Genomic DNA, 25,664 nt, shown 5'->3' with positions numbered 1-25,664 from the left:
TGTAGACGTTGGGCGCGGCACCCGCCGCGCCCCAATATTTACTGCCCCAATGTCACTTCCACCTGATGGATTTTGCCATCGTCTACCAGCGTTATCACAGCTTCCGACTGTTTTTCACCGTCGACGCTGACCTGCGCCGCGCCTTGCCCCTGACGAACAACCAACCGATATTCGCTGCTACCCTCCCGGTAGTTAAGCGTCACCTGTGGCCAGTCCGCCGGCAGGCGGGTATTGACGCTCAGCCGATCGCCATGGCGTTTCAGACCCAGCAGTGACTCGAGGATCAGCCGATACATCCAACCGGCAGAACCGGTATACCAGCTCCAGCCGCCGCGACCGACGTGCGGCGCCACCGCGTAAATATCGGCGGTAACCACATACGGCTCGACCTTGTAGCGTTCCGCCGCGGTACTGTCCAGGCTGTGGTTGATCGGGTTGATCAGCGCCATCAGTTCCCAGGCGCGCTCGATATTGCCCATTTCGGCGAAGGCCATCACCGCCCACACCGCGCCATGGGTATATTGTCCGCCGTTTTCCCGCACGCCAGGCAGATAGCCGCGGATATAGCCCGGATTCGGGCCGTTGCCGTCAAAAGGCGGCGTCAGCAGTTTGATCAGGCCGGCCTGGTTGTCGACCAGGTGTTTATCCAGCGACTGCATGGCTTGCAGGCTGCGTGGCGCATCACCGGCACCGGACAGTACTGACCAACTTTGGGCAATGGCGTCGATACGGCACTCCGCCGACTGATGAGAGCCCAGTGGTTCCCCGCTGTCGAAATAGCCCCGACGGTACCATTCGCCGTCCCAGGCATGGTCACGCAGATTATTGCGCAGCGTCTCGGCCTGTTGGCGGCACAGCGTCGCCAGTTCGTCGTCATGACGCGCGGTTGCCAACTTGCCGTAACGCTGCAGGATATGGAACAGGAAGAAGCCAAGCCAGACGCTCTCGCCACGCCCCTCCAGGCCCACCATATTCATGCCGTCGTTCCAGTCACCGGCTCCCATCAGCGGCAGACCGTGTTCGCCGAAGTTCAATCCGTGTTTTAACGCCCGGACGCCATGCTGATACAAGGTTTCTTGCGTTGCGCTCTGCGCCGGTTGTTCATAGGACGACTCCTCGCCGGGTGCCAGTTTGCGCGCCTCCAGATAGCCCACCTGTTCATCCAGGATGCTCTGATCGTCGGTGGCGTCCAGATAGTGGCAAATGGCCAGCGGCAACCACAAATAGTCATCCGAACAGCGGGTGCGCACGCCGTTGCCCTGTGGCGGATGCCACCAGTGTTGCACGTCGCCTTCGACGAACTGGCGCGAAGCGCACAGCAGGATCTGTTCCCGCAGCCGTTCCGGGGCGGCGTGAGTCAGTGCCAAAGTATCCTGCAGTTGATCGCGGAAGCCAAAGGCACCGCCGGATTGGTAGTAACCGCTGCGCGCCTGAATACGGCAGGCAAGGGTCTGGTACAGCAGCCAGCCATTGGCCAGCAAATCAACGGCTGGTTGCGGCGTCCCTATCTGCACTTTGTTGAGAATACCGTCCCAGTGCGCAGCCACCTGTTGCAACTCATCCTGCAGGTTGTCCTCCTGGAGGTATTTGTGCAGCAGCGCTTCGGCTTCTTCGGCGTTTTGCCCCAACCCGAGGGCGAACACAAAGCTGCGTTGATCGCCGTCGATCAGGCTGATGGCCGACTGCACCGCGCCGCACGGATCCATACCGGCGCCGACTTTGTCAGACAGGCGCCGCAGTTTTAGCACCGCCGGATTGGCCAGCGAACCGTTACGACCGATAAATTCACGCCGGTCGCCAGTGAGCGAACAATGCGCCCCCGAGACGCCGAAGAACGCGGTGCGATCCGAGCCGTTGCCCCCATAGTGGTTGGTCGCCAGGATACCGCAGCCGTTTTCAGACGTAGCCGCCTGGGTGACGATATGCATGGCCGACTTTTGCCGCAGATCGCCGAGGATAAACTCCACATAACCGGTAGCCGAGAGCTTGCGGGTGCGTCCTGAGGTGTTGGTCAGCGTCAGCAGGAACAGTTTTACCGGGGCATCTTTGGCCACCAGCAGGGTGAACTGGCTGTCGATGCCGCTTTCGCGGTGATCGAAAACGCTGTAGCCGAAACCGTGACGGGTCAGGTAATGGCCTCGGCCCCGGGCGGGCAGCGGAGTCGGCGACCAGAAATGGCCGCTCTCTTCGTCGCGCAGGTAGAAAGCTTCGCCGCTGCGGTCACAGATGGGATCGTTGTCCCAAGGCGTGAGACGGTATTCGTGGGCGTTTTCGTACCAGGTGTAGGCCTGGCCGCTTTCCGAAACCACCGAGCCGAACATCGGGTTGGCCATCACGTTCGACCAGGGCGCCGGTGTGATCTTGCTTTCGTTCATCGCAATCACATATTCGCGGCCATTCTCCGAGAAGCCGCCGAGGCCGTTATAGAACTGCAGCGCGGCAATGTCGGGCAACTGCGGCGAATGCAGGTTGCGCGGCAAATTATCCACCGTCGCCAGTTTCGACGAGGCGGTCACCGGCGACAGCGGTTGCTGCAGGATCTGCGGCAACTGCAGGCGCTGGTTGAGCTGCTCGGTTAAACCGCCGCGTCGATCGTCGAGGTAAATACGCGCGACGCTGAGCAGCAGACGATGATCTTCCGGTGACATATGTTCGCTGGTGCGTACGAAGATACCGCCCGGCTTATCGGTTTGGGTCGACTCCATGCCGGCGGCGATCAGGCCCATGATCTGGTTTTGCAGATCCTGACGGTAGCCGCCGATATCTTCGTTGAGGATCACCAGATCCACCTGCAACCCTTTCAGACGCCAGTAGTTGTGCGCCTGGATCAGTTGCCGAACCAGCTCGATGTTTTCGCCGTCGGTCACGGTCAACAGCACAATCGGCAGATCGCCGGAGATTGAATATCCCCACAGCCCAGACTGGCCACGGCGGTTGTTAATGATTTCGCTGCTGGCGGCGCGCATTTCCTGCGCCGGGAAGACCACCGCACTGGCCAGACGATTGAACAGGTTGGCGTCATCCTCATTGGCGTTCAGTTGACGCAGTACCACCTGGCTGTGCGACCAGGCCAGTTCAAACACCCGGTCTGCCAAATGGCGATCGCGGTATTTTTCCAGCATCGCCAGGCTGCTGGCGCGGTCTTCACTGACGCCATAGAAGATATCCAGTGTGAGCGGTACATTTGGTTCCAGCACCACGCGCTGACGGATAGCGATGATCGGATCAATGACCGGTCCGGCGCTGTTGCTTAACGGGGTATTTTGATACAGCGCCTGCGGATTGGCCGGGGTGCGGCCGCGGCCGATAAATTTGGCGCGATCGGTTTCGAACGACGTCTGGCTGGTGCGGCCTTGCACCGTCATCATGTGCAGTAACCACGGGCATTTTTCTTTCGGTTCGCGCGGGCGGCGGTGGCACAAAATGGCGTCTTGATCCGGCAACAGCTCGGTTTGTACGAACAGGTTGCTGAACGCCGGGTGGGCCAGGTCATTGCCGGCCGGTGCCAGCACCACTTCTGCATAGCTGGTGATTTCGATGGTGCGCGGTTGCTTGCTGCGGTTGACCAACGTTACGCGGCGCAGCTCAATATCATCTTCCGGCGATACCACCACCTGCGTTTTCACTGACAGCGACCCTTGCTGACGCTGGAACTCGGCCCCGGCGTCGTTGAACACGGCGCTGTACCCCTTGGCGGCACCACCGATCGGCTGCCAGGTATTGCTCCAGACCTCACCGGTTTGCGGGTCGCGCAGGTAACAGAAAGCGCCCCAGTTATCGCAGGTGGCGTCTTCGCGCCAGCGGGTCAAGGCCAGATTCTGCCAGCGGCTGTAGCTGCCGCCGGCCTGGGTGAGCATCAGGTGATAGTTGGCGTTGGACAGCAACTGCACTTCGGGGATCGGGGAGTCCACACGGTTGAACTCGCGTGCGGCGAAGCTGGCCGGGGTGATGGTACCCTCGTGGGTTTCGAAATGGCGACGGGTGCTGTACAGCTCGACTGCATCCGGCACCCGTTCCTGCAGCAACAGCCGCGCTGACTGGAACGCCGGATACTCAGCGAAGCGCGCTACCATAGGCGCATCCAGCAACAGATGCGACAGGGCAAGGAAGCTCATGCCCTGGTGGTGCGCCATATAGGAACGGATGATGACATACAGTTGCCCCCGGCTTAGGCGAGCGGTGGTGTAATCCAGCGCTTCGTAGAAACCGTAGCGGCCTTTGGCCCCATTTTTCTCCAACGTAACCAGGTTATTGCAAGCGGCGTCCGGATCGACAATCAGCGCCATCACCGTGGCGTAAGGCGCCACCACCATATCGTCACCCAGCCCGCGTCTCAGGCCCAGACCCGGAACGCCAAAGGCGTGATACTGGTAGTTTTGGTCGGCGTCGAAACCGAAGTAACCGGATTCGGAAATGCCCCAGGGAACGCCGCGCTCCTTACCCCAGGCAATCTGCCGCTCCACCGCCGCATGGCACATCTGCACCAGCAGTGAATCAGGGTAGGCAGGCATCACCAACTGTGGCATTAGGTACTCAAACATCGACCCACTCCACGACATCAGCGCGGGTTCGTGGTCGATCACGGTGAACAGGCGGCCAAGTGCGAACCAGCTGCGCTGCGGTACCTGATTGGTGGCGATGGCGACGTAGTTGGTTAAACGAATCTCGGAGGCCAGCAGGTCGTATTTACTGCTGTCCATCTTGTTTTGATCGCAGTTAAAGCCAACGGTCAGCAAATGGGTTGATTCGTCATACAGGAAGTTGAAATCCATTTGCGCCATTTTTTCCAACCGCTGCTGCAGGCTTTGCAACTGCGTCAGACGTTCCTGCGCCAGCGCACCCGCCGCGCTCAGCTGATTTTGCTGTTCCGGCGACAGCGTCAACTGGCCAGGCGGGTTAGCCAGCCAGTGTAGGCTGGGCACCTGCTCCAGTTCGGGCATGCCGTCACTCAGCCAGCCGAACCACTGCGCCCATTCGGCACACAGTTCGTTAAGCTGCTGGTGCAAGGCTCCGGCCCAGCGTTTGGTTTCCTCACCATGATTCAGCGCCGGTTCCTGCAGCCCGTTGCTGTAGTTGCGCATGGCATTCAGTTCCGCCAGCAGGGCTGCCGGGTGGCTGTGGTGGGCCTGCTCCCAATGGTTGCGCAGCTTCGACAGGTTTTTCGGTGCGGCGTCGCCCCAGTGCTGTTCCAGCAGTTGCAGGCTGTCACCAAGACCGGTCAGCACCCGCAGCGGATCTATGGCCGGCTGGTGGGCCAGTGCCGGCAAGCCGGCGCTGAGCGTCAGCAGGTGACCGGCCAGGTTGCCGCTGTCGACGCTAGAGATATAACGTGGGTTCAGCGGCTCCAGGGTGCGGGTGTCGTACCAGTTGTACAAATGGCCACGATAGTGTTCCAGCCGATCCAGAGTGTTGAGCGTCAGTTCGATGCGCCGCAGCGCGTCGCTGAGCGTCAGATAGCCGAAGTCATAGGCGGTGAGGTTGGCCAATAACGACAGCCCGATATTGGTCGGTGAGGTACGGTGCGCCACCACCGGCTCCGGTATTTCCTGGTAGTTATCCGGCGGCAGCCAGTTTTCCTGCTGGTTGACGAAGGTATTGAAGAAGTCCCAGGTTTGGCGGCTGGTGTGGCGCAGAAAGCGCCGTTGTTCATCGTTGATGGCGGTTTTGCTGCGCTGCGGTTCCTGGCTGAGGTAGTACAGCAGGAACGGCGACAGGATCCACAGAGTGGCGAATGGTAGTGTGATAAACAGCGCCATTGGATTGTGCAGAAAACTGAACAACAGCAGTGCGGCACCGGCGACTGGGTTGATCCACATCGCACGATAGAAGTTTTCCAGCGTGACCTGCTGACGAGCCTTGGATTGATCGTAGCTGGTCCACTCTTGCAGATTGCGCTTGCTAATCAACAGGCGCCACAGGGTCACGGCAATCGCTTTCAGGCTGTACAGCGCTTCATGCGGCAAGGTCGCCAGCCGCAGTCCGATTTGTGCCAGGCGATGCAGCGAACCGTTTAACGCCAACAGCAGATGTTGCAAGACGGGCCTGCGCGGCGGTTTACGCAGGATGTCCTGCACCAACGCCAACAGGGTCGGTAGCAGCAGGATAAGGGCGAACACCCCGAGCCAGTAACGTGTGTTTGGCAGCCAGACAAAACCGCAAAACAGTAACAGCAACAGGCTGGGGGCAGCCAGGCTGCGGCGCAGGTTATCGAACAACTTCCAGCGCGACAGGGTGCTCAGCGGATTGGCGGTGCGGGTACCGTCCTCGGTTTTCACCCGTGGCAGAAGCCAGTTGAGCAATTGCCAGTCGCCGCGGATCCAGCGCGTGCGGCGCGCGACGTCCACCAGATAATTGCTGGGATATTGCTCGTACAGCAGCACGTCGCTCAGCAGGCCGGAGCGGGCGTAACAGCCCTCCAGCAGATCGTGGCTCAGTACCAGGTTCGCCGGGCAGGTGCCTTCCAGGCTGTGGGAGAACACGTCCACGTCGTAAATGCCTTTGCCGATAAACGAGCCTTCGCCAAACAGATCCTGATAGATGTCCGAGGCCATCAGCGTATAGGGGTCATTACCCGGCGTGCTGCTGCACAGGGCGGCATAACGGCCCTGGCCGTAGCTGGGGATTTCTTCGGCCATGCGTGGTTGTAGGATGGCATAACCTTCAACCACCCGTTGCTGGCGCGCATCGTATTGAGGTTGATTGAGCGGGTGCGCCATCGCGGCGATCAGCTGATGGGCGCTTTCGCGCGGCAGGACGGTATCGCTGTCGAGCGTAATGACATATTTGACGTTTTTCAGCACCTCCAGCCCATCGCCAATCTGCGTGCAGAAGGCGTTACCTCGGTTGCGCAGCCAGTCGTTCAGCGCGTTCAGTTTGCCGCGTTTTCGTTCCAACCCCATCCATACTCCCTGTTTTTCATTCCATTCGCGGTCGCGGTGAAACAGGAAAAAGTGGCTGGGCCCTTCGCAGGGATAGCGTCCGTTCAATGCTTCCATCTGTCGGCAGGCGTAATCCAGCAGGGCTGCGTCGTCCGCATGCCGTTGTTGGGGCGCATCGTTGAAGTCGGTGAGCAGGGCAAAGTGCAAATGTTTCATCGCGTTGCCCAGATAACAAACCTCAAGCGCATTGATCAGTTTATCGACGCCGCTTTTGCTGTCGATTAACGTCGGGATCGCTACCAGGGTGCGGAATTCAGCGGGAATACCGCAGGAGAAATCTAACCGCGGCAAGGGTTGCGGCGTGCGGCTGCGGGTAGTGACCTCGCTGAGTAAATTGAGCACGAACTGGCTGACCACGATAGCCATGGGGAAGAACAGCAGTACCAGTCCCCAACTGATGCCGGTGCTGTAAGCGTGACGCAGCAGTTCCGCGCAGATGGCGGTAGTGATCAGGCTCAGGCTACCGAGCCAGGAAAGCAGCGGCGCCTGACTGAGCGCATGGCGCAATTGGGTAATGCGTCCGAGTTTTACCTCTAATTGCTGCTCAAGTTCGGGGCGACCATCGTCAACCAGGTAGTAACCGATGTGATTGCGGCGTGGATCGCTCGACGGGTCTTCAGCCGCTACGCGCGCCATATTAAGCACGTGTTGAGCGACCTGCACTTCATTACGTGGACAGTGGCGCGCCAGCATTTCGATCACGTGGCGGTAGTTGTCGCGGGTCGTGAAGTGCATCAAAGGGTAAACACCGGCGGGATCTTCACGCAGGGTCTGTTCTACCTGGCTCATGGTTTCGACAAATTCTGCCCAATCCATTTCGCTTAGCTGGCGCAGGCCGGAGATGCTGTTGCTGACCGACAGCTGGCTGACGGCCAGTTGCTGGTTAAAGCGGTGGATCAATTCATCTGAGGTCAGGCTGACTTCCGCCAGACGCTGCTCTACCCAGGTGAGTGGGAGCGCCAGCATGGTACCGTGCCCCTGCAGACGGCGCACCAGCTCGGCAACAAAGGCGCTGGTGCGTGGGGGATTGGATCGCGCCATATCGGCGATCACCACGATCAGGTTGGCGGGATCGTTTTCCGCCGACTCCAGCATTTTCGTCACCCAGCTGTCGGCCAGATTGCGTTCCTGTTGGGCCTGTGCGACTTCCACGCTGACGCGGCGCAGGTTTTCGATCAACGCCAGGCGCAGCATGCCGGGCAGCGCCCAGAGTTCGCCGAGCGTCAGATTGACTTCTTTTTGATAGGCGGCGATATACCGCGTGAGGCTTTCGGCGTCCCAGTGGCCGTCACCGTGCGCGATGGCTTCGGCAGCCACGTCATAGATCCGCGGACAGTTATGTGGCGGCGCCAGCTGCGGCAGACCGCGACCGAAGGTTTTCGGCAAGTGGTGGCGCACAACGCGGATTTGTTCTTCAATCAGATAGTAATTGTCCAGCAGCCATTCGCCGGCGGGAGTCATGCTGGCTTTCTTGCCGTTGCTGAGCTGGTGGCAGCTTTCCGCCAAAATGCGTTCGTTGTCGTCCAGACGCTTCAGCAGGTAGTAGGGCGTTTTGCGCGTTGCCAGCTTATGGGAACGCGCCAGGCGTTGCCCGTAACGCTCCATTTGATCGACAGAAAACAGTTCTGCCTTAATGGCACCGCCGCTGTTGTCAGGAGCGTCTTTTTGACGCCGCAGCGGCAATGATTTAATTTTCGAATTTTTACGTTGTTTTTTTAACCAATTGATTAGTATTTCTTTCACACAAAAGCTCCTTACATCTGACCCAAAGGACAGCCGGTGAAACCGCTGGGAGAGCGTGAACATCCTGTTTTTAGCGCCAGTAAGATCTGGCGTGGGTTCACAGCAGGCAGGAACATGCTTTCTCAGTATAGTCGTACAATGCATTCTTGGCCGCTTTTTGAGCTGATTGTTTAATTTTAATAAACAATTTGCGGGCCCTGCCGTTGGCGTTATGACGCTATTTTTCCGCCGTTGATCCTTGATTTACCGTATAATTCCCTACATTAAGTTTGGTTATTGAGGTGGCCGTGGAACAACTTTCGGCATTGCTGCGGCTATTAGGCCGACAGTTTGAACAACATTTTCCCGTGGCGGGCGGCTTCCGCCAGCTTGCACTTCCCGTTCCCGCGCCGTTGACCACTCCCTTGCTGGCATGGTTAGCGGCACAGCCGACATTCCCTCAGTTTTACTGGCATCATCGCGACGGGCATGAAGAGGCCGCGGCCTGCGGTGCTCTGCGCCTGTTTACCCAACCGGAACAAGCACAGGCATTTCTCAAGGCGCATGAAGGTGCGCGTGTGTGGGGGCTGAACGCCTTCGATGGCATGGCGCATTTATTTTTGCCACGCCTGGAAATTTTGACCCGCGAGGGTGAAACACATTTAATGCTGAATCTGTTTTCTGAAAGCTCGCTACGCGACGATGCGCTCGTCGCCGAGTGCTGGCTGGAAAATAGCGTGGCTGCACGGCCTATGACGCCATTAAAGGCGAAAGTGAGAAAGGTGCAGCATCAACCGGAACGTGCCGGGTGGGAAACCATGTTGCACGAAGCGCTGAAGGCGATAGATCGGCAACAGATGGAGAAGGTGGTGTTGGCGCGCAGTACGCTACTGACGCTGGATGGCCCGCTGTTTGCGCCGGCGATGATGGAAGCCAGCCGCAGAGTGAACCACCGATGTTACCACTATATGCTGCGATTTGATGCAGATTCCGCCTTTCTCGGTTCCAGCCCGGAAAGGCTGTATCTACGCAAGGGGCGTCAACTGCTGACGGAAGCTCTGGCGGGCACCGTGGCTAATCACCCCGAACACCAACAGGCTCAGGCCCTGGCGCAATGGCTGCTGCAGGATGGCAAGAACCGGCGTGAAAATCTGCTGGTGGTGGACGACATCTGCCAGCGCCTGCAAGGGGGAGCTAATGCCGTGGATGTGTTACCGCCGGAAGTGGTGCGTTTGCGTAAGGTGCAGCACCTGCGGCGCCGTATTGAAGGCCGGCTGAAACGTGAGGACGATGCCGATTGCTTGCATCGGTTACAGCCTACGGCGGCGGTCGCCGGCTTGCCGCGTCAGGCAGCACGCGAATTTATCCTGCAGCATGAACCCTTCTCCCGCGGCTGGTATGCCGGTTCTGCCGGCTATTTGTCCGCGTCCCGCAGCGAGTTTTGCGTATCGCTACGCTGCGCGCAGTTAGACGGCGACCGATTACGGCTGTACGCCGGGGCCGGTATCGTGAGCGGTTCCGACGCCGCTGAAGAGTGGCTGGAGATCGAAAACAAGGCCGCTGGGTTGCTGACGTTGTTACAGCCAGACGCTTTGCCCTGAATTTCCCTGCTTGGGTTACGGATTTATTGAGAGAACGGCGCGGTGAGTGTAAACTGCGTGTGATTTTTATGTTTATTTTTTGTTCTAAATCAATTAATTGTCTACCATAAAGTCACCGGGATGTACGGCGTTTTTGCGCTGGCGCAAAAGTCGTAAAGATAACTACTCATATAATGCAGAACATCATTTTGGCATGCCGCCGATCGGCGGGTGCCAGAGGCAGATTCTGTTAACCGACTTGTGAGCGAACTATGTCGACAAGTGTTTTTAATCGCCGGTGGGCGGCGTTGCTGTTGGAAGCGCTGGCTCGCCATGGAGTGCGGCATGTTTGTATCGCTCCGGGATCGCGCTCTACGCCTTTGACGCTGGCTGCGGCGGCCAACAAGTCTTTTATCTGCCATACCCATTTTGACGAGCGCGGGCTGGGCCATTTGGCGCTTGGCCTGGCGAAGGCGTCGCGGGAGCCGGTGGCGGTCATCGTCACTTCCGGCACCGCGGCCGCCAACCTGTACCCTTCCTTGATCGAAGCCGGGCTGACCGGCGAACGGCTGGTGTTTCTCACTGCCGATCGTCCACCTGAGCTGATCAACTGCGGTGCCAATCAGGCCATCCGCCAAAACGGCCTGTATGCCAGCCACCCATCTTTGAGTCTCGATCTGCCGCGCCCGACGCCGGATATTTCCGCCAGTTGGCTGGTTTCCACCCTCGACAGCGCCATGGCACGTTTGCATCACGGCGCGCTGCATATTAACTGCCCCTTTGCCGAACCGCTGTACGGCGGCGATGAGCAGCAGTACGACGATTGGTCCGCGACGCTTGGCGACTGGTGGCAAGGCAGCCAGCCCTGGCTGCGCGAAATGGATCCACACGTGGTGCTCAAACAGCCAGACTGGTTCTTCTGGCGGCAAAAACGGGGCGTGGTAGTGGCAGGCCGCATGAGTGCGGAGGAGGGTGAGCAGGTGGCGCAATGGGCCGCCATGCTCGGCTGGCCATTGATAGGCGACGTCTTGTCTCAGACCGGGCAACCGCTGCCCTGTGCCGATTTATGGTTGGCTCAGCCGCAGGCGCAAAAACGGCTGGCGGATGCGCAACTAGTGGTGCAGTTCGGCAGCAGCCTGACCGGTAAACGCCTGCTGCAGTGGCAGGAGCAGTGCCAGCCGCAGGAATATTGGTTGATCGACGATTTACCGGGGCGACTCGACCCGGCGCACCACCGGGGGCGGCGCATTCGTTCCAGCGTGGCGCAGTGGCTTGAGTTGCACCCGGCCCAGCCTCACACCCCTTGGGCAGATGAACTGACGCAGCTGGCGGATAACGCGCTGGACGCGGTCTCGGGCCACCTGGTCAACCGCTTTGGCGAGGCGCAGTTGGCGCACCGCCTGCCGGAGCTGCTACCGGAAAACGGCCAGCTGTTTCTGGGCAACAGCCTGATCGTACGCTTGATTGATGCCTTGACCCGCTTGCCGGCGGGTTATCCGGTGTTCAGTAACCGCGGTGCCAGCGGCATCGACGGCCTGATCTCTACCGCCGCAGGCGTGCAGCGGGCCACCGCCAAACCAACGCTGGCGGTGGTGGGAGATCTTTCCGCCCTGTATGACCTGAACGCGCTGGCGCTGCTGCGTCAATGCTCTGCGCCAACGGTGCTGATCGTGGTCAATAATAATGGCGGCCAGATTTTTTCATTGCTGCCAACGCCGGAAGAAGACCGGCAGCGCTTCTACTGCATGCCGCAGGACGTGGAGTTCAGCCATGCCGCAGCGATGTTCCAACTCGCTTACGCCCGCCCGGAAAACTGGGGACAGTTGCTGCAGGCGGTGGAACAGGGGTGGCGCCACAGCGGTGCCACGCTGATTGAGCTGCAGGTGCCGCCGAGCGATGGTGCACAGACGTTGCAGCATCTGGTGCAACAGATGGCGGAGCAATAATGCTGGCGACAAAAGTCTTGCAACAGGGCGAAGCCGATCGGCCCTGGTTAATCTGGCTGCATGGCCTGTTGGGCAACAACAATGAATGGCGGGTGATCGCCTCCCGCTGCCCGGAGTGGCCGTCGCTGGCGATCGACCTGCCGGGCCACGGCGATTCCGTTGCGGTGACCTGCAGCAGCTTTGACGATATCAGCACGCAAATCAGCAGCACCTTGCAGATGCACGGTATCGAACGCTATTGGCTGGTGGGCTATTCATTGGGTGGGCGCATAGCCATGTACCACGCCTGCTGCGGCGACACTACCGGCCTGCAAGGGGTAATTATTGAAGGCGGCAATCCCGGACTGGCCGATCCGGCCCTGCGTGCTCAACGTCTGACGCATGATGCGGCCTGGGCGGAACGTTTCCGCCACGAACCCATTGAACAGGTGCTGGCGGACTGGTACCAGCAGCCGGTCTTCGCCAATCTCAGCGCGGTGCACCGCGATGCGCTGATCGGTGCCCGCAAGGACAATTCCGGCGCGGCAGTGGCGGACATGCTGGAAGCCACTTCGCTGGGCAAGCAGCCCTGTCTGGTGCCGCAATTGCAACAGCTGGCGATACCGCTGGTGGTGTTGTGCGGTGCTGACGATCACAAATTTCAGCAGTTGGCGCGTGACGCCGGGTTGCCGTTACGCATCGTGCCGCAGGCCGGGCATAACTCGCACCTGGCCAACCCGCAGGATTTCGTCGCCGAACTGCGCACTTTTCTCGTTAACCCTGGTTAAAGGAACAGAACATGCTCTATCCGAATGAAGAACAGCTGTACGCCGCCATCGAGTGGCAGGATTGCTCCGGTGATTTCGAAGATATCCTCTACCACAAGTCCAGCGACGGCATCGCTAAAATCACCATTAACCGTCCGCAGGTGCGTAATGCCTTCCGGCCGCACACGGTGAAAGAGATGATCGAAGCGCTGTCCAATGCCCGCTACGACGACGGCATCGGCACCATTATTCTCACCGGCGCCGGCGACAAAGCCTTCTGCTCCGGCGGCGATCAGAAAGTGCGCGGCGACTACGGCGGTTATCAGGATGAAAGCGGCGTGCACCATCTGAACGTGCTCGACTTCCAGCGCCAGATCCGCACCTGCCCGAAACCCGTGGTGGCGATGGTTGCCGGCTATTCGATCGGCGGCGGTCACGTATTGCATATGATGTGCGACCTGACCATCGCGGCGGATAACGCCATCTTCGGCCAGACCGGGCCGAAAGTGGGGTCGTTCGACGGCGGTTGGGGCGCTTCTTACATGGCACGTATCGTCGGCCAGAAGAAAGCGCGCGAGATCTGGTTCCTGTGCCGTCAGTATGATGCTGCCGCCGCGCTGGACATGGGCCTGGTCAACACCGTGGTGCCCTTGGCGAGCCTGGAAAAAGAAACCGTACGCTGGTGTCGTGAAATGCTGCAAAACAGCCCGATGGCGCTGCGCTGCCTGAAAGCGGCCCTGAATGCCGACTGCGACGGTCAGGCCGGTCTGCAGGAGCTGGCGGGTAACGCCACCATGCTGTTCTACATGACTGACGAAGGTCAGGAAGGGCGCAACGCGTTCAACGAAAAACGCCAGCCGGACTTCAGCAAATTCAAGCGTAATCCGTAATGAATGCTCCGATCCGTAACGCCGCCGTTTACCGTTACAGCCTGCCGATGGAGGCTGGCGTGGTGCTGCGCAACCAGCGGCTGAAAACCCGCGATGGTTTGCTGATCCATCTGCAGCAGGGCGGGCAGGAAGGTTGGGGTGAGATAGCGCCGCTGCCGGAGTTCAGCCAGGAAACGCTGGCGCAGGCCGAGCAGGCTGCGCTGCGTTGGGTACAGGACTGGCAAGGCGGGAGCTTGCCGTCAGACAGCCCGTTGCCTTCGGTAGCGTTCGGCACCAGCTGCGCGTTGGCGGAATTGGAACAGCGGTTGCCGCTGCAGGCAGATTACCGCAAAGCGCCGCTGTGTACCGGCGATCCTGACGAGCTGTTCGCGGTATTGACCGCGCTGCCGGGAGAGAAAGTTGCCAAGATGAAGGTTGGGCTGTATGAGGCGGTGCGCGACGGCATGATAGTCAACGTCTTGCTGGAAGCCCTGCCCGATTTGCGTCTGCGGCTGGACGCCAACCGCAGTTGGACTCGTGCCAAGGCGGACGGGTTCGCTAAATACGTGGCACCGGCGCTGCGTGAACGCATTGCTTTCCTTGAAGAGCCTTGCAAAACCCGTGATGAATCGCGGGATTTCGCGCTGGCGACCGGCATTGCTATCGCCTGGGACGAAAGCGTGCGCGAGGCGGACTTTGTGGTACAGGCTGAACCGGGCGTGGCAGCGATCGTCATTAAACCAACCTTGACCGGCAGTCTGGTTCGTTGCCGTACCTTGGTGGAGCAGGCCCATGCGGCGGGGTTAACGGCGGTGATCAGCTCCAGCATCGAATCGAGCCTGGGGTTGACGCAACTGGCACGCATCGCGCACTGGCTGACGCCGAATACCGTACCTGGACTGGACACGCTGGATCTGATGCAGGCGCAGCTGCTACGCCCCTGGCCGGACAGCGAACAGCCGCTATTGGATACATCAGCGCTGGAGTGTTTATGGCGCAGCTAAAAGACTGGCCGTGGCGGCAGTGGGCGCAGCGACGGCCACAGGCGACGGCGGTAACGGTGGGGCACCAGCCGGTGAGTTGGCTGGTGTTGCGCCGTCAGGTGGATAGGCTGGCGGCAGATTTTCAGCATCAGGGCGTCGAGCCCAGCTGTGGCGTGGCGTTATGCGGCAAGAACAGCTACCCGTTGCTGTTGGCTTATTTGGCGCTGTTGCAGTGCGGTGCGCGCCTGCTGCCGTTGAATCCGGCGCTGCCCGCGGCCCAGTTGGCGACGTTGCTGCCTGACCTGGATATCGATTTTGCTTTCAGTCCGGACCGGTTACCGACCTTACCGGCCACGATCATCCCTTTAACCCCTCCCTCTACCGAATCTCGCTGGCTGAATCCACCGCGCTGGGATGCGCAACGGCTGGCGACGCTGACCTTGACCTCGGGCTCCAGCGGCAGACCAAAGGCCGCTGCGCACAGCTATGCCGCGCATCTGGCCAGCGCCGAAGGCGTACTGCGGCTGATGGACTTCCAACCTCAGGACCGCTGGCTACTGTCTTTACCGCTGTTTCACGTTTCCGGCCAGGGCATTGTCTGGCGCTGGCTGGCGGCGGGGGCCGGACTGGTGGTGCGTGATATGCATCCTCTGGCTGACGCATTGGCAGGGTGTACCCATGCCTCGCTGGTGCCGACACAGCTTTGGCGTTTGCTGGCGCAGCCTCTGGCGGCGCTGACGTTGAAGAAAGTGCTGCTCGGGGGCGCGATGATCCCGCCAGAGCTGACCGCGCAGGCGGAGGCGGCAGGCATTCGCTGTTGGTGCGGCTACGGTCTGACCGAACTGGCTTCCACGGTGTGTGCCAAGCGCGCTGACGGGCTGCCAGGCGTTGGGCTGCCATTGGCTGGTCGGGAAGTTAAGCTGGTGAATGAGGAAGTGTGGATCCGTGCGCTGAGTCTGGCGTTGGGATATTGGCAACGCGGTGCGTTGCTGCCGCTCGTCGATGATCAAGGCTGGTTTCATACCCGCGATCGCGGCGTCATGGAACAGGGTGAACTGCGGATCATTGGCCGGTTGGATAATCTGTTTTTCAGCGGTGGGGAAGGCATTCAGCCGGAGGATATCGAACGCGTGCTGGCGGCTCACTCGCAGATCTTGCAGGTGGTGGTGGTGCCGGTGGATGACGCCGAGTTTGGCCAACGACCGGTGGCAGTGATCGACAGTGGGGTACCGCTTTTGCTGGAAGAGCTGCTGGCGTGGTCGCAGGATCGTCTGGTGAATTTCCAACGGCCGGTTGCTTTGTTGACGATGCCCGCCGAGTTGAAAACCGGGGGGATCAAGATCTCCCGCCGTCAACTGCAGCAATGGGTGGCTGAACAGTTATCCCATCGATAAAAAAGGCCGCCCAAAGGCGGCCTCAGACTGCTGACAAACCTGCGAAACGGCTAAACCAGTAGGGGGCGAACATGTTCGACCCGATTTAACCCATTGATTATGCTATTGAGCGCAGCATGCAGCGCCCCTACCATTAAACAACAGAGCACTTTGTCAACGGCCTCAGTGACTGCCGACGGTTATTTCAGCCCCAGCGCTTTGGCTACGCCAGCGCCGTAATCCGGATGCACTTGGGTGAACAAATCGACCTGACGGCGCTGGATCTGTTCCGGCACCTGCGACAGCTCACCGGCGATACGGGTGAACATACGCTGATGTTCTTCCGCGCTCAACAGGTTGAACAGCGCGCGCGGCTGGCTGAAGTAATCCCCGTCTTCACGGTGATTCCAGTGGTCGGCAGCTCCTTCAATGCTCAACGGTGGCTCTCTAAAGTCCGGTTGCTCCTGGAACAAGCCAAAGCTGTTTGGCTCGTAGGTCGCGCCGTTACCGCTGTTGCCGTCCACGCGCATCGCGCCGTCGCGGTGGTAGTTGTGGAACGGGCATTTTGCACCGTTAACCGGGATTTGATGATGGTTAACGCCCAGACGGTAGCGGTGGGCATCCCCGTAAGAGAACAGGCGACCCTGCAGCATTTTATCCGGCGAGAAGCTGACCCCAGGCACTACGTTGGCTGGGTTCAACGCCACTTGTTCCACTTCCGCGAAGTAGTTTTCCGGGTTGCGGTGCAGCTCGAAGAAGCCAACGTCGATTAACGGGTAATCGCCGTGCGGCCATACCTTGGTCAGATCGAAGGGGTTGTAAGGCGTCTGCGAGGCTTCGTGTTCCGGCATGATCTGAATCTGCAGTTTCCAGCGCGGGTAATCACCCCGCTCGATGGCTTCATACAAATCGCGCTGTGAGCTTTCACGGTCTTTGGCAATGATCGCCTCGGCTTCGTCATCCATCAGGTTTTCAATGCCTTGTTCGCAGCGGAAGTGGAATTTAACCCAGAAGCGTTCATTGTTGGCATTGATAAAGCTGAAGGTATGGCTGCCGAAGCCGTGCATATGGCGGTAGGATTTCGGGATGCCGCGGTCGCTGAAGTCTATGGTCAATTGGTGCAGGCTTTCCGGCGACAGCGAGAAGAAATCCCATTTATAAGTCGGGTTGCGCAGATTGGTACGCGGATCGCGTTTGACCACGTGGTTAAGATCGGGGAATTTCAGCGGGTCGCGCAGGTAAAACACCGGGGTGTCGTTACCCACCAGGTCCCAATTGCCCTCCTCGGTATAAAACTTCATCGCGAAACCGCGAATGTCGCGTTCGGCGTCGGCGGCCCCGCGTTCACCGGCTACGGTGGAGAAGCGGATAAACATGTCAGTTTGCTTGCCGATTTCAGAGAAGATTTTTGCGCGGGTGTACTGGGTAATATCGTGGGTGACGGTAAAAGTGCCGTAGGCGCCGGATCCTTTGGCGTGCATGCGGCGCTCGGGGATCACTTCACGGTCGAAGTGAGCCAGCTTTTCCAGGAACCAAACGTCCTGCAGCAACATCGGGCCGCGTTTACCTGCGGTGATCACGTTATTATTATCGACAACCGGGGCTCCGGCTGCGGTGGTCAGTCCTTTCTTGCTCATCACTTGCTCCTTATCGTATTGCAATTGAGTGAAGACTTGGGCGACTCAAGCTTTCATCATAATCCGCCAGGGCGTTCTCACCCTGACCCTAATCAATGCCACTACTAGTTGTAGACCTATTGAACGCACTCGGCAAATAGGTCTGGGTTATCGTTGCTATTGCCACCCGGGAGGACGCTTTTCCTTGCAAAACTTTACATTCATTTGATTACAGAAGAATTTTTTCGCTTTTATCCCTTAAGGACTGGTTGTGGTTTGGTATAGACTCGTGACGGTATTATTACGGGTTAACTCATATCATTCTTAATGGATGAAGTAGCAAGAGGGATAGACGATGAAAAAGACTTTGGTCGCCTGCGCGGCAAGCATGCTGTTTATGACCGGTGCGGCGAACGCGCTCAGCCTGTCTGGCGAAGCCGGCAAGCATTACACCAACCTCGGCTTCGGTCAGGACACAGGCACCAGCGGTTTGGGTTTAACGGGTAACTGGGCCCGTAGCGATCATAACGGCAACGTTGGCAGCCTGGGGCTGAACTTCGGCCTGCCACTGGGGCCGTTGACTGCGACGTTAGGGGGCAAGGCGCTGTATCTGAGCCCGAAGGACGGTAAGAGCGGTGGGGCTTTGGCACTGGGCGGCGGTCTTGACTGGGCAATCACGCGTTCTCTCAGCCTGCATGGCGAAGGCTATTTCGCCCCGGAATCACTGACCAGTGGCGTTAAGGCCTACAACGAAGCCAGCGGCGGCCTGCGTTGGACGGTTTTCCGCCCGCTTAGCGTAGATGTGGGTTACCGCTATATTCAGATGCAAGGTAAGGACGGGCGTCGTGACAACACCTTGGCCGATGGCCCTTATGTTGGCGTGGGTCTGAGCTTCTGATACAAACAGCGAAGGGGCCAATTGGCCCCTTCGTTTTATCGAAAAATCTATTAGCCGACGGCCGGCAGGATACCGCTGGCGATACCCACCTGAATGGCAATCACCGTCACCCCGCAGACAAACACCACCGCCAGCGCCGGAGTTCCCCCCCAGACGCGGTATTTCGCCTGATGCTGTTGACGCGTTTTCCACACCAGCATTGACGGTAGCAGCAACGCCAGCACTGCCAGCGCGATGGCGGCGAAGCCCAGCGCCAGCACAAAGCCACGTGGATAGAACAACGCGAAAGCCAGCGGCGGCAAGAAGGTGATGGCACCGGTCTGCAGACGGCCTCGTACGTTATCCTGGCGCTTGAACAAGTCGGCCAGGAAATCAAACAGCCCGAGCGCTACCCCCAGGAAGGAGGTGGCCAGCGCCAGATCGGCAAACAAATGCACCGCCAGTTCGACATGTGGGGAAGCCACGACGTCGCGCACCGCCTGCAACAGGCCGTTCAGACCGGCTTGCTGTGCCAGGATACCGACGAAAGTGGTGGAGCTGATGCTGCCTAGCGTGGCCAACTGCCAGAAAATATAGGCTATCAGCGGAATGGCGCTGCCGATAATAAACACCCAACGCAGCTTGCGGATGTTGCCGCCCATGTAGTTCACGATGCTTGGCACGCTGCCGTGAAAGCCGAACGACGTGAAGATCACCGGAATGGCCGACAGCGCCAGCCCTTGCTCCAGCGGGAGCGTCATCAGGTTGGTCTGGTGGATATTGGGCAGCATCAGGCCCAGCATGACAATCAGAAACACCACTTTGGCGCTGAACAGAATACGGTTAAACAGATCGACCGAGTGGGTACCGATGCAGACTACGCCGCCGGCCACCAGAGTAAACAGCAATACGCCAAGCGTGGTGGGGAAGTCCTGCGACGTCCACTGGCTGATGCTGGCCGCCAGCAATTCACCGGCGCCGCTGATATAGGCGGCAGTCAGGGCATACATCAAAAACATCATGCTGAAGCTGGTCAGCCATTGACCGCCGCCGCCGAGGTAGCGCTTTGCCAGGGTACCGAGGCCGGTATCGGCCTGTTCATGTTGATAGACTTCGACCAGCAGCAGCGCGGTATAACACATCAACAGCCACAGGCCGACTAACAGAGCCAGGGTGACGCCGAAGCCTACACCGGCCGCCGCCAACGGCATTGCCAGCATCCCGGCGCCGATGGTGGTTCCTGCTACGATAAATACACTGCCAAGCGTGCGATTTTTCACGTTTTTCTCTATCAACCAAAGATTTTGGAAAATTATAGGTAACTGATTCTAAGTGCGGCAGGATAGTTGATGGAATATTTCGTGTCAAACGGACGTTACGGGTGCTGTTAACTTATCTTTACGATGTTGCAGGCTGCGCTATCTCGCAAAAAAATGCCTTTAACCGAAATTAACTGGTGGTGCCTAGTGAAAACTTATTTACAGGCTTCTATAGTGGAAAGATCGGAAAATGTGGGAGAGATCAATGTTAAGGGTGGAGATGCTCAGCACCGGTGATGAGGTGCTACACGGGCAAATTATAGATACCAACGCCGCCTGGCTGGCAGACTATCTGTTCCAGCAGGGCATGCCGATGAGCGGCCGTGAAACGGTGGGGGACAGTCTCTCCTCTCTGATCGAAACATTACAGGAGCGCAGTCATATCGCCGACGTGCTGATTGTTAACGGCGGTCTGGGGCCGACCAGTGACGATCTCAGTGCTCAGGCGGCCGCGACCGCCTGCGGCGTCGAGCTGGTTGAACATGCTGAATGGATGGCGCGTATCGAGGCGTATTTTACTGAACGCGGCAGGCCGATGGCGGCCTCAAACCGCAAGCAGGCGCAGATCCCCGCTAACGCAGAGATGCTCGACAATCCGGTTGGCACCGCCTGTGGTTTTTCTTTGCAACTGAACCGATGCATGATGTTTTTCACGCCCGGCGTGCCATCTGAATTCAAAGTGATGGTCGAACAGCAAATTGTGCCGCGCCTGCGTCAGCGTTTTACCTTACCGGCACCACCGCTGTGCCTGCGGTTAACCACTTTTGGTACTTCGGAAAGCGATCTGGCTGCTGAGCTGGACGGCATGCCGCTGCCGCCGGATGTGGTTCTGGGTTATCGTTCCTCCAGCCCGATCATTGAACTGAAGCTGACCGGCCCGGTTGCCCAGCGTGAGGCGATGGAGCAAGCGTGGGAGCGGGTTCGTCAGGTTGCGGGTGATAACACCCTGTTTGAAGGAACCCTTGGCCTGCCGGCAGTGCTGGCACAGAGGTTGAATCAGCAAGGGTTGAAGTTGGCGCTGAGCGAACAGTTCAGCGCCGGGCTGATCAATCTGCAACTGCAGAGCGAAGGGGCGCCGTTGGCCGGTGGTGAATTGTTGCCGTCGCACTGCGTGGAAACGCTGGAAACCACGTTGGCGCGCGCTCGTTCGTTGGCGGAACTGACCGGAGCGCAGCTGGCATTGGCGGTCAGCGCCATGAGCGGCGATCGGGTGAGCATTGGGCTGCATACGCCAAAAGGCAGCATCGGGCAGACGGTACGTTATCGGGCTGCGCGGCATAGCCTGCGGTTAAGGCAAGAGTCGGTGGCGATGCTGGCGCTAGACATGCTGCGGCGGTGGCTGAACGGTGGGCCGGTATGCGGCAGGAATGCCTGGCTGGAGACGCTGGAGATTATCGAATAGGGAGGCTTGAAACTATTGGTCTTGGGCATTGTGTGGCAAGGCGGATAGATGAAAGCCCCAAACTGTATTGACTCTCAATCAGAATGGGGCTGCACATACCGCCTAGACACCGTTACGCTAGCCTCTTCACAGCAAGGAGGCAAGCATGCAGTTAAAGCAGGTGTTTCACTCGTTAGCCGTTGTATGTATTACGATTTTGGTATTTATACCCGTCGTCTTTCAAGCTGCAGCGTTGTTGGCTGTAACTCGAAAGTCATAGGGTATATTCAGGTGATGGAAGGATGTTCTTGAAAATCAGATTTCCAACTCGATATCCGTCAGCGGCATGCAACAGCAAGGCAGGATTTCACCCTGGTTGATAAACGCCAATGGCTGTTGGCGGTAGGTCACTTCACCTTTTACCAGCTTCAGGCGGCAGGCGCCGCAGTAGCCGGAACGGCACTGATATTCCACCTCAACGTCGTGCAATTCGAGCACGTCGAGCAGGCAATTTTCACTTTTGGGGCAGGTAAGCTGCGTACCCGTGGTACGCAGCGTCACGATTGATGATGCCATCGCTTAGAGTTCGAAGTCGCTCAGGTCGTCGGCATGGACTTCCGAGTCGATCTGCCCTACCAGGTAGGAGCTGACTTCCACTTCCTGTGGTGCAACCTGCACGTTGTCGGAGACCAACCAGGCGTTAATCCATGGGATTGGGTTAGAGCGGGTGGCGAACGGCAGGCCAAGGCCCACTGCCTGCATGCGGATATTGGTGATGTATTCCACGTACTGGCACAGAATGTCTTTGTTCAGGCCGATCATCGAGCCGTCACGGAACAGGTATTCCGCCCACTCTTTTTCCTGCTCGGCCGCCAACACGAACAGATCGTAGCACTGTTGCTGACACTCAACGGCGATTTCTGCCATTTCCGGGTCATCGGCACCGGAGCGCATCAGGTTCAGCATGTGCTGGGTACCGGTCAGGTGCAGCGCTTCGTCACGGGCGATCAGCTTGATGATTTTGGCGTTGCCTTCCATCAGTTCGCGTTCCGCGAAGGCAAATGAACAGGCGAAGCTAACGTAGAAGCGGATGGCTTCCAGCGCGTTAACGCTCATCAGGCACAGATACAGCTGTTTTTTCAGCGCGCGCAGGCTAACGGTAACGGTGTTGCCGTTGACCTGATGCGTGCCTTCACCCAGCAGATGGTAATAGCCGGTCATCTCGATCAGATCGTCGTAGTAGCCGGAAATGTCCTTCGCACGCTTGAGGATCTCTTCGTTGGTGACGATATCGTCAAACACCAGCGCCGGATCGTTAACGATATTACGGATGATATGGGTGTAAGAACGTGAGTGGATGGTCTCAGAGAATGACCAGGTTTCCACCCAGGTTTCCAATTCCGGGATCGAGATCAGCGGCAGCAGCGCCACGTTCGGGCTGCGGCCCTGAATCGAATCCAGCAGCGTCTGGTATTTCAGGTTGCTGATGAAAATGTGTTTTTCATGTTCCGGCAACGCCTGGTAGTCGATACGGTCGCGGGAAACGTCAACCTCTTCCGGGCGCCAGAAGAAGGACAGTTGCTTCTCAATCAGTTTTTCGAAAATTTCATGTTTTTGCTGATCGAAACGCGCAACGTTAACCGACTGACCGAAAAACATCGGTTCCAGCAACTGGTTGTTTTTATTCTGAGAAAATGTGGTGTAAGCCATAAGCCTGAGTCCATCGTATCGTGGCTAAATGAAGGGGCCGGAAGAGTTCCGGCCCGCTGTTTCAAACTTTAGATCTTGCAGGCGCCGCTTTCGCAGTCATCATCGCCGCCCTTGGCCGGCAACAAATCTTCCTGGACGTCTTCCGCGCCGTCGCGGGTGTTCTGGTAGTACAGCGTCTTGACACCAAACTTGTAGGTGGTGAGCAGGTCTTTCAACAGCTGCTTCATTGGCACCTTGCCGCCCGGGAAACGGGTTGGGTCATAGTTGGTGTTGGCAGAGATCGACTGGTCGATAAACTTCTGCATCAGACCGACCAGTTGCAGGTAGCCGTCGTTGTTCGGCATTTCCCACAGCAGCTCGTAGTCGTTTTTCAGACGTTCGTACTCCGGCACCACCTGGCGCAGGATGCCGTCTTTCGACGCTTTGATGCTGATGTGACCACGTGGCGGCTCAATGCCGTTGGTGGCGTTGGAAATCTGCGAAGAGGTTTCCGAAGGCATCAGCGCCGACAGGGTCGAGTTGCGCAGACCGGTTTCCTTGATCTCTTTACGCAGGGTTTCCCAGTCGTAGTGCAGCGGCTCCTGGCAGATGACATCCAGATCTTTCTTGTAGGTGTCGATCGGCAGGATCCCCTGCGAATAGGTGGTTTCATTGAACCACGGGCAAGCCCCTTGTTCCTGAGCCAGACGGTTCGAGGCCTTCAGCAGGTAATACTGGATAGCTTCGAATGTCTTGTGAGTCAGGTTGTTGGCGCTGCCATCGGAATAACGCACGCCGTTCTTCGCCAGATAGTAAGCGTAGTTAATCACGCCGATACCCAAGGTGCGACGACCCATGGCACCACGGTGTGCGGCTTTGATTGGGTAGTCCTGGTAATCCAGCAGGGCGTCCAATGCGCGCACTGCCAGGGTAGCCAGCTCTTCCAAATCGTCCAGGCTTTCGATGGCGCCTAGGTTAAAGGCGGACAGCGTACACAGGGCGATTTCGCCGTTTTCGTCGTTGACGTCGTCCAGCGGTTTGGTCGGCAGGGCAATTTCCAGGCACAGGTTGGACTGGCGCACCGGCGCGATCTGCGGATCAAACGGGCTGTGGGTGTTGCAGTGGTCAACGTTCTGGATGTAGATACGGCCGGTAGAGGCGCGTTCCTGCATCATCAGTGAGAACAGTTCGACCGCTTTTACGCGTTTCTGGCGAATGCTGTCGTCTTGCTCGTACTTGGTATACAGACGTTCGAACTCGTCCTGGTCGGCGAAGAATGCGTCATACAGGCCCGGGACGTCAGAAGGACTGAACAGGGTGATGTCCTGGCCCTTGATCAGGCGCTGGTACATCAGGCGGTTCAACTGCACGCCGTAGTCCATGTGACGAACGCGGTTGCCTTCAACACCACGGTTGTTTTTCAGCACCAGCAGGCTTTCAACTTCCAGATGCCACATCGGGTAGAACAGCGTCGCTGCACCACCGCGTACGCCGCCCTGAGAACAGGACTTCACCGCGGTCTGGAAGTGTTTGTAGAACGGGATACAGCCAGTATGGAAGGCTTCACCACCACGGATCGGGCTGCCCAGCGCACGGATACGACCGGCGTTGATACCGATGCCGGCGCGTTGCGAAACGTATTTCACAATGGCGCTGGAAGTGGCGTTGATGGAATCCAGGCTGTCGCCGCACTCGATCAGCACGCAAGAGCTGAACTGGCGGGTAGGGGTGCGCACGCCGGACATGATTGGCGTAGGCAGTGAGATTTTGAAGGTGGAGATCGCGTCGTAGAAACGTTTAATGTAGTCCAGACGGGTCTCACGCGGGTAGTTGGAGAACAGGCACGCGGCCACCAGGATATACAAGAACTGCGCGCTCTCGTAGATCTCGCCGCTGACGCGGTTCTGCACCAGATACTTCCCTTCCAGCTGCTTAACGGCCGCGTAGGAGAAGTTCATATCACGCCAGTGATCGATAAAGGAGTCCATCTGCTCGAACTCTTCAGTGCTGTAGTCTTCCAGCAGATGCTTATCGTACTTGCCCATTTCTACCATGCGCGTCACGTGAGCGAGCAGCTTTGGCGGCTCGAACTGACCGTAAGCTTTTTTACGCAGATGGAAGATGGCCAGGCGCGCGGCCAGATACTGGTAATCCGGCGCGTCGCGCGAGATCAGATCGGCTGCTGCTTTGATAATGGTTTCATGAATATCAGCAGTTTTGATGCCGTCATAAAACTGAATATGGGAACGCAACTCTACTTGAGAAACGGAGACGTTGTTTAACCCTTCCGCGGCCCAGTCGATGACACGGTGGATTTTGTCGAGGTTGATGCGCTCTTTACGCCCATCGCGTTTAGTAACAAGCAGACTTTGGTTCATGTGGTGTTTTACCTGTCCGTATGGTGCCCCTAAGCAGAAGTGTAGTAGCTCTGCTCAGTATGTAAACACTATATATAGGGGGTGTATGTCGGTGAGGTAACAAGATAGTGAGAAAACAGGGCGTTTGCAAGTGAACAAAAGTGGCCTAATTTGTGGATAACTTGGGGGTGAAATGTGACTTGTCTTTCGCAGTGCGCGCTGTGACTGGTGCGACAAGCTTGTCAATAAGCGGGATAAGATTTTCCCT

14 protein-coding genes are annotated in these 25,664 nt (G+C 58.2%); 8 read left to right on the top strand and 6 right to left on the bottom strand.

Annotated elements, in window-relative coordinates; genetic code table 11:
* Nucleotides 1-38: 38 nt before the first annotated feature.
* Entirely contained in the window at nucleotides 39-8,681 is an 8,643-nt protein-coding gene (locus M495_RS16535) for a GH36-type glycosyl hydrolase domain-containing protein (RefSeq protein WP_020827826.1), read from the bottom strand.
* Between the two features lie 287 nt (nucleotides 8,682-8,968).
* Here M495_RS16535 and menF point away from each other — a divergent pair, with 287 nt between their 5' ends.
* The 6 genes from menF to menE all read left to right on the top strand — a co-directional run bounded on the left by menF (nucleotide 8,969) and on the right by menE (nucleotide 16,178).
* A complete protein-coding gene (gene menF, locus M495_RS16530; protein ID WP_041414780.1) occupies nucleotides 8,969-10,261 on the top strand; it encodes an isochorismate synthase MenF in 1,293 nt (430 codons plus the stop codon).
* Nucleotides 10,262-10,512: 251 nt separating this feature from the next.
* Complete coding sequence (gene menD / locus M495_RS16525; RefSeq protein WP_041414778.1) at nucleotides 10,513-12,186, top strand: 2-succinyl-5-enolpyruvyl-6-hydroxy-3-cyclohexene-1-carboxylic-acid synthase; 1,674 nt, start codon at nucleotides 10,513-10,515, stop codon at nucleotides 12,184-12,186.
* Nucleotides 12,186-12,953 carry a 2-succinyl-6-hydroxy-2,4-cyclohexadiene-1-carboxylate synthase gene (gene menH / locus M495_RS16520; protein ID WP_020827823.1) on the top strand — a complete coding sequence of 256 codons (768 nt, stop codon included), beginning with the start codon at nucleotides 12,186-12,188 and terminating at the stop codon, nucleotides 12,951-12,953. Before menD ends, menH begins: the two co-directional genes overlap by 1 nt.
* A gap of 11 nt (nucleotides 12,954-12,964) precedes the next feature.
* Nucleotides 12,965-13,822: a 1,4-dihydroxy-2-naphthoyl-CoA synthase gene (gene menB, locus M495_RS16515; protein WP_020827822.1), complete on the top strand. Its 858-nt coding sequence runs from the start codon at nucleotides 12,965-12,967 to the stop codon at nucleotides 13,820-13,822.
* Between the two features lie 11 nt (nucleotides 13,823-13,833).
* Nucleotides 13,834-14,805: an o-succinylbenzoate synthase gene (menC, locus tag M495_RS16510; protein ID WP_144079335.1), complete on the top strand. Its 972-nt coding sequence runs from the start codon at nucleotides 13,834-13,836 to the stop codon at nucleotides 14,803-14,805.
* The gene (menE, locus tag M495_RS16505; RefSeq protein WP_020827820.1) at nucleotides 14,793-16,178 is read left to right on the top strand and encodes an o-succinylbenzoate--CoA ligase; all 1,386 of its coding nucleotides are present in this window, start codon (nucleotides 14,793-14,795) and stop codon (nucleotides 16,176-16,178) included. The genes menC and menE overlap by 13 nt, the downstream gene beginning before the upstream one ends.
* Before the next feature lie 179 nt (nucleotides 16,179-16,357).
* Here menE and katA read toward each other — a convergent pair whose 3' ends face one another.
* Complete coding sequence (gene katA, locus M495_RS16500) at nucleotides 16,358-17,794, bottom strand: catalase KatA (protein ID WP_020827819.1); 1,437 nt, start codon at nucleotides 17,792-17,794, stop codon at nucleotides 16,358-16,360.
* 334 nt (nucleotides 17,795-18,128) lie between these two features.
* On the opposite strand from katA, the gene M495_RS16495 reads away from it, so the two are divergent.
* Nucleotides 18,129-18,671, top strand: a complete 543-nt coding sequence (locus M495_RS16495; protein ID WP_020827818.1) for a YfaZ family outer membrane protein — start codon at nucleotides 18,129-18,131, stop codon at nucleotides 18,669-18,671.
* Between the two features lie 50 nt (nucleotides 18,672-18,721).
* Here M495_RS16495 and tyrP read toward each other — a convergent pair whose 3' ends face one another.
* Complete coding sequence (gene tyrP / locus M495_RS16490) at nucleotides 18,722-19,930, bottom strand: tyrosine transporter TyrP (RefSeq protein ID WP_041414776.1); 1,209 nt, start codon at nucleotides 19,928-19,930, stop codon at nucleotides 18,722-18,724.
* 244 nt (nucleotides 19,931-20,174) lie between these two features.
* On the opposite strand from tyrP, the gene M495_RS16485 reads away from it, so the two are divergent.
* Nucleotides 20,175-21,371: a nicotinamide mononucleotide deamidase-related protein YfaY gene (locus tag M495_RS16485; protein WP_041414774.1), complete on the top strand. Its 1,197-nt coding sequence runs from the start codon at nucleotides 20,175-20,177 to the stop codon at nucleotides 21,369-21,371.
* A 294-nt stretch (nucleotides 21,372-21,665) separates the two neighbouring features.
* Here M495_RS16485 and yfaE read toward each other — a convergent pair whose 3' ends face one another.
* The 3 genes from yfaE to nrdA form a co-directional block, all read right to left on the bottom strand.
* Complete coding sequence (gene yfaE, locus M495_RS16480) at nucleotides 21,666-21,926, bottom strand: class I ribonucleotide reductase maintenance protein YfaE (protein ID WP_041414773.1); 261 nt, start codon at nucleotides 21,924-21,926, stop codon at nucleotides 21,666-21,668.
* Between the two features lie 3 nt (nucleotides 21,927-21,929).
* On the bottom strand, nucleotides 21,930-23,060 hold the full coding sequence (gene nrdB, locus M495_RS16475) for a class Ia ribonucleoside-diphosphate reductase subunit beta (protein WP_020827814.1): 1,131 nt from the start codon (nucleotides 23,058-23,060) through the stop codon (nucleotides 21,930-21,932).
* A 68-nt stretch (nucleotides 23,061-23,128) separates the two neighbouring features.
* A complete protein-coding gene (gene nrdA / locus M495_RS16470) occupies nucleotides 23,129-25,417 on the bottom strand; it encodes a class 1a ribonucleoside-diphosphate reductase subunit alpha (RefSeq protein ID WP_020827813.1) in 2,289 nt (762 codons plus the stop codon).
* Nucleotides 25,418-25,664 lie beyond the last annotated feature (247 nt).

The sequence above is a fragment of the Serratia liquefaciens ATCC 27592 genome (genome assembly GCF_000422085.1).
Lineage (GTDB): Bacteria > Pseudomonadota > Gammaproteobacteria > Enterobacterales > Enterobacteriaceae > Serratia > Serratia liquefaciens.
This window is presented reverse-complemented; position numbering and strand designations above follow the sequence as displayed.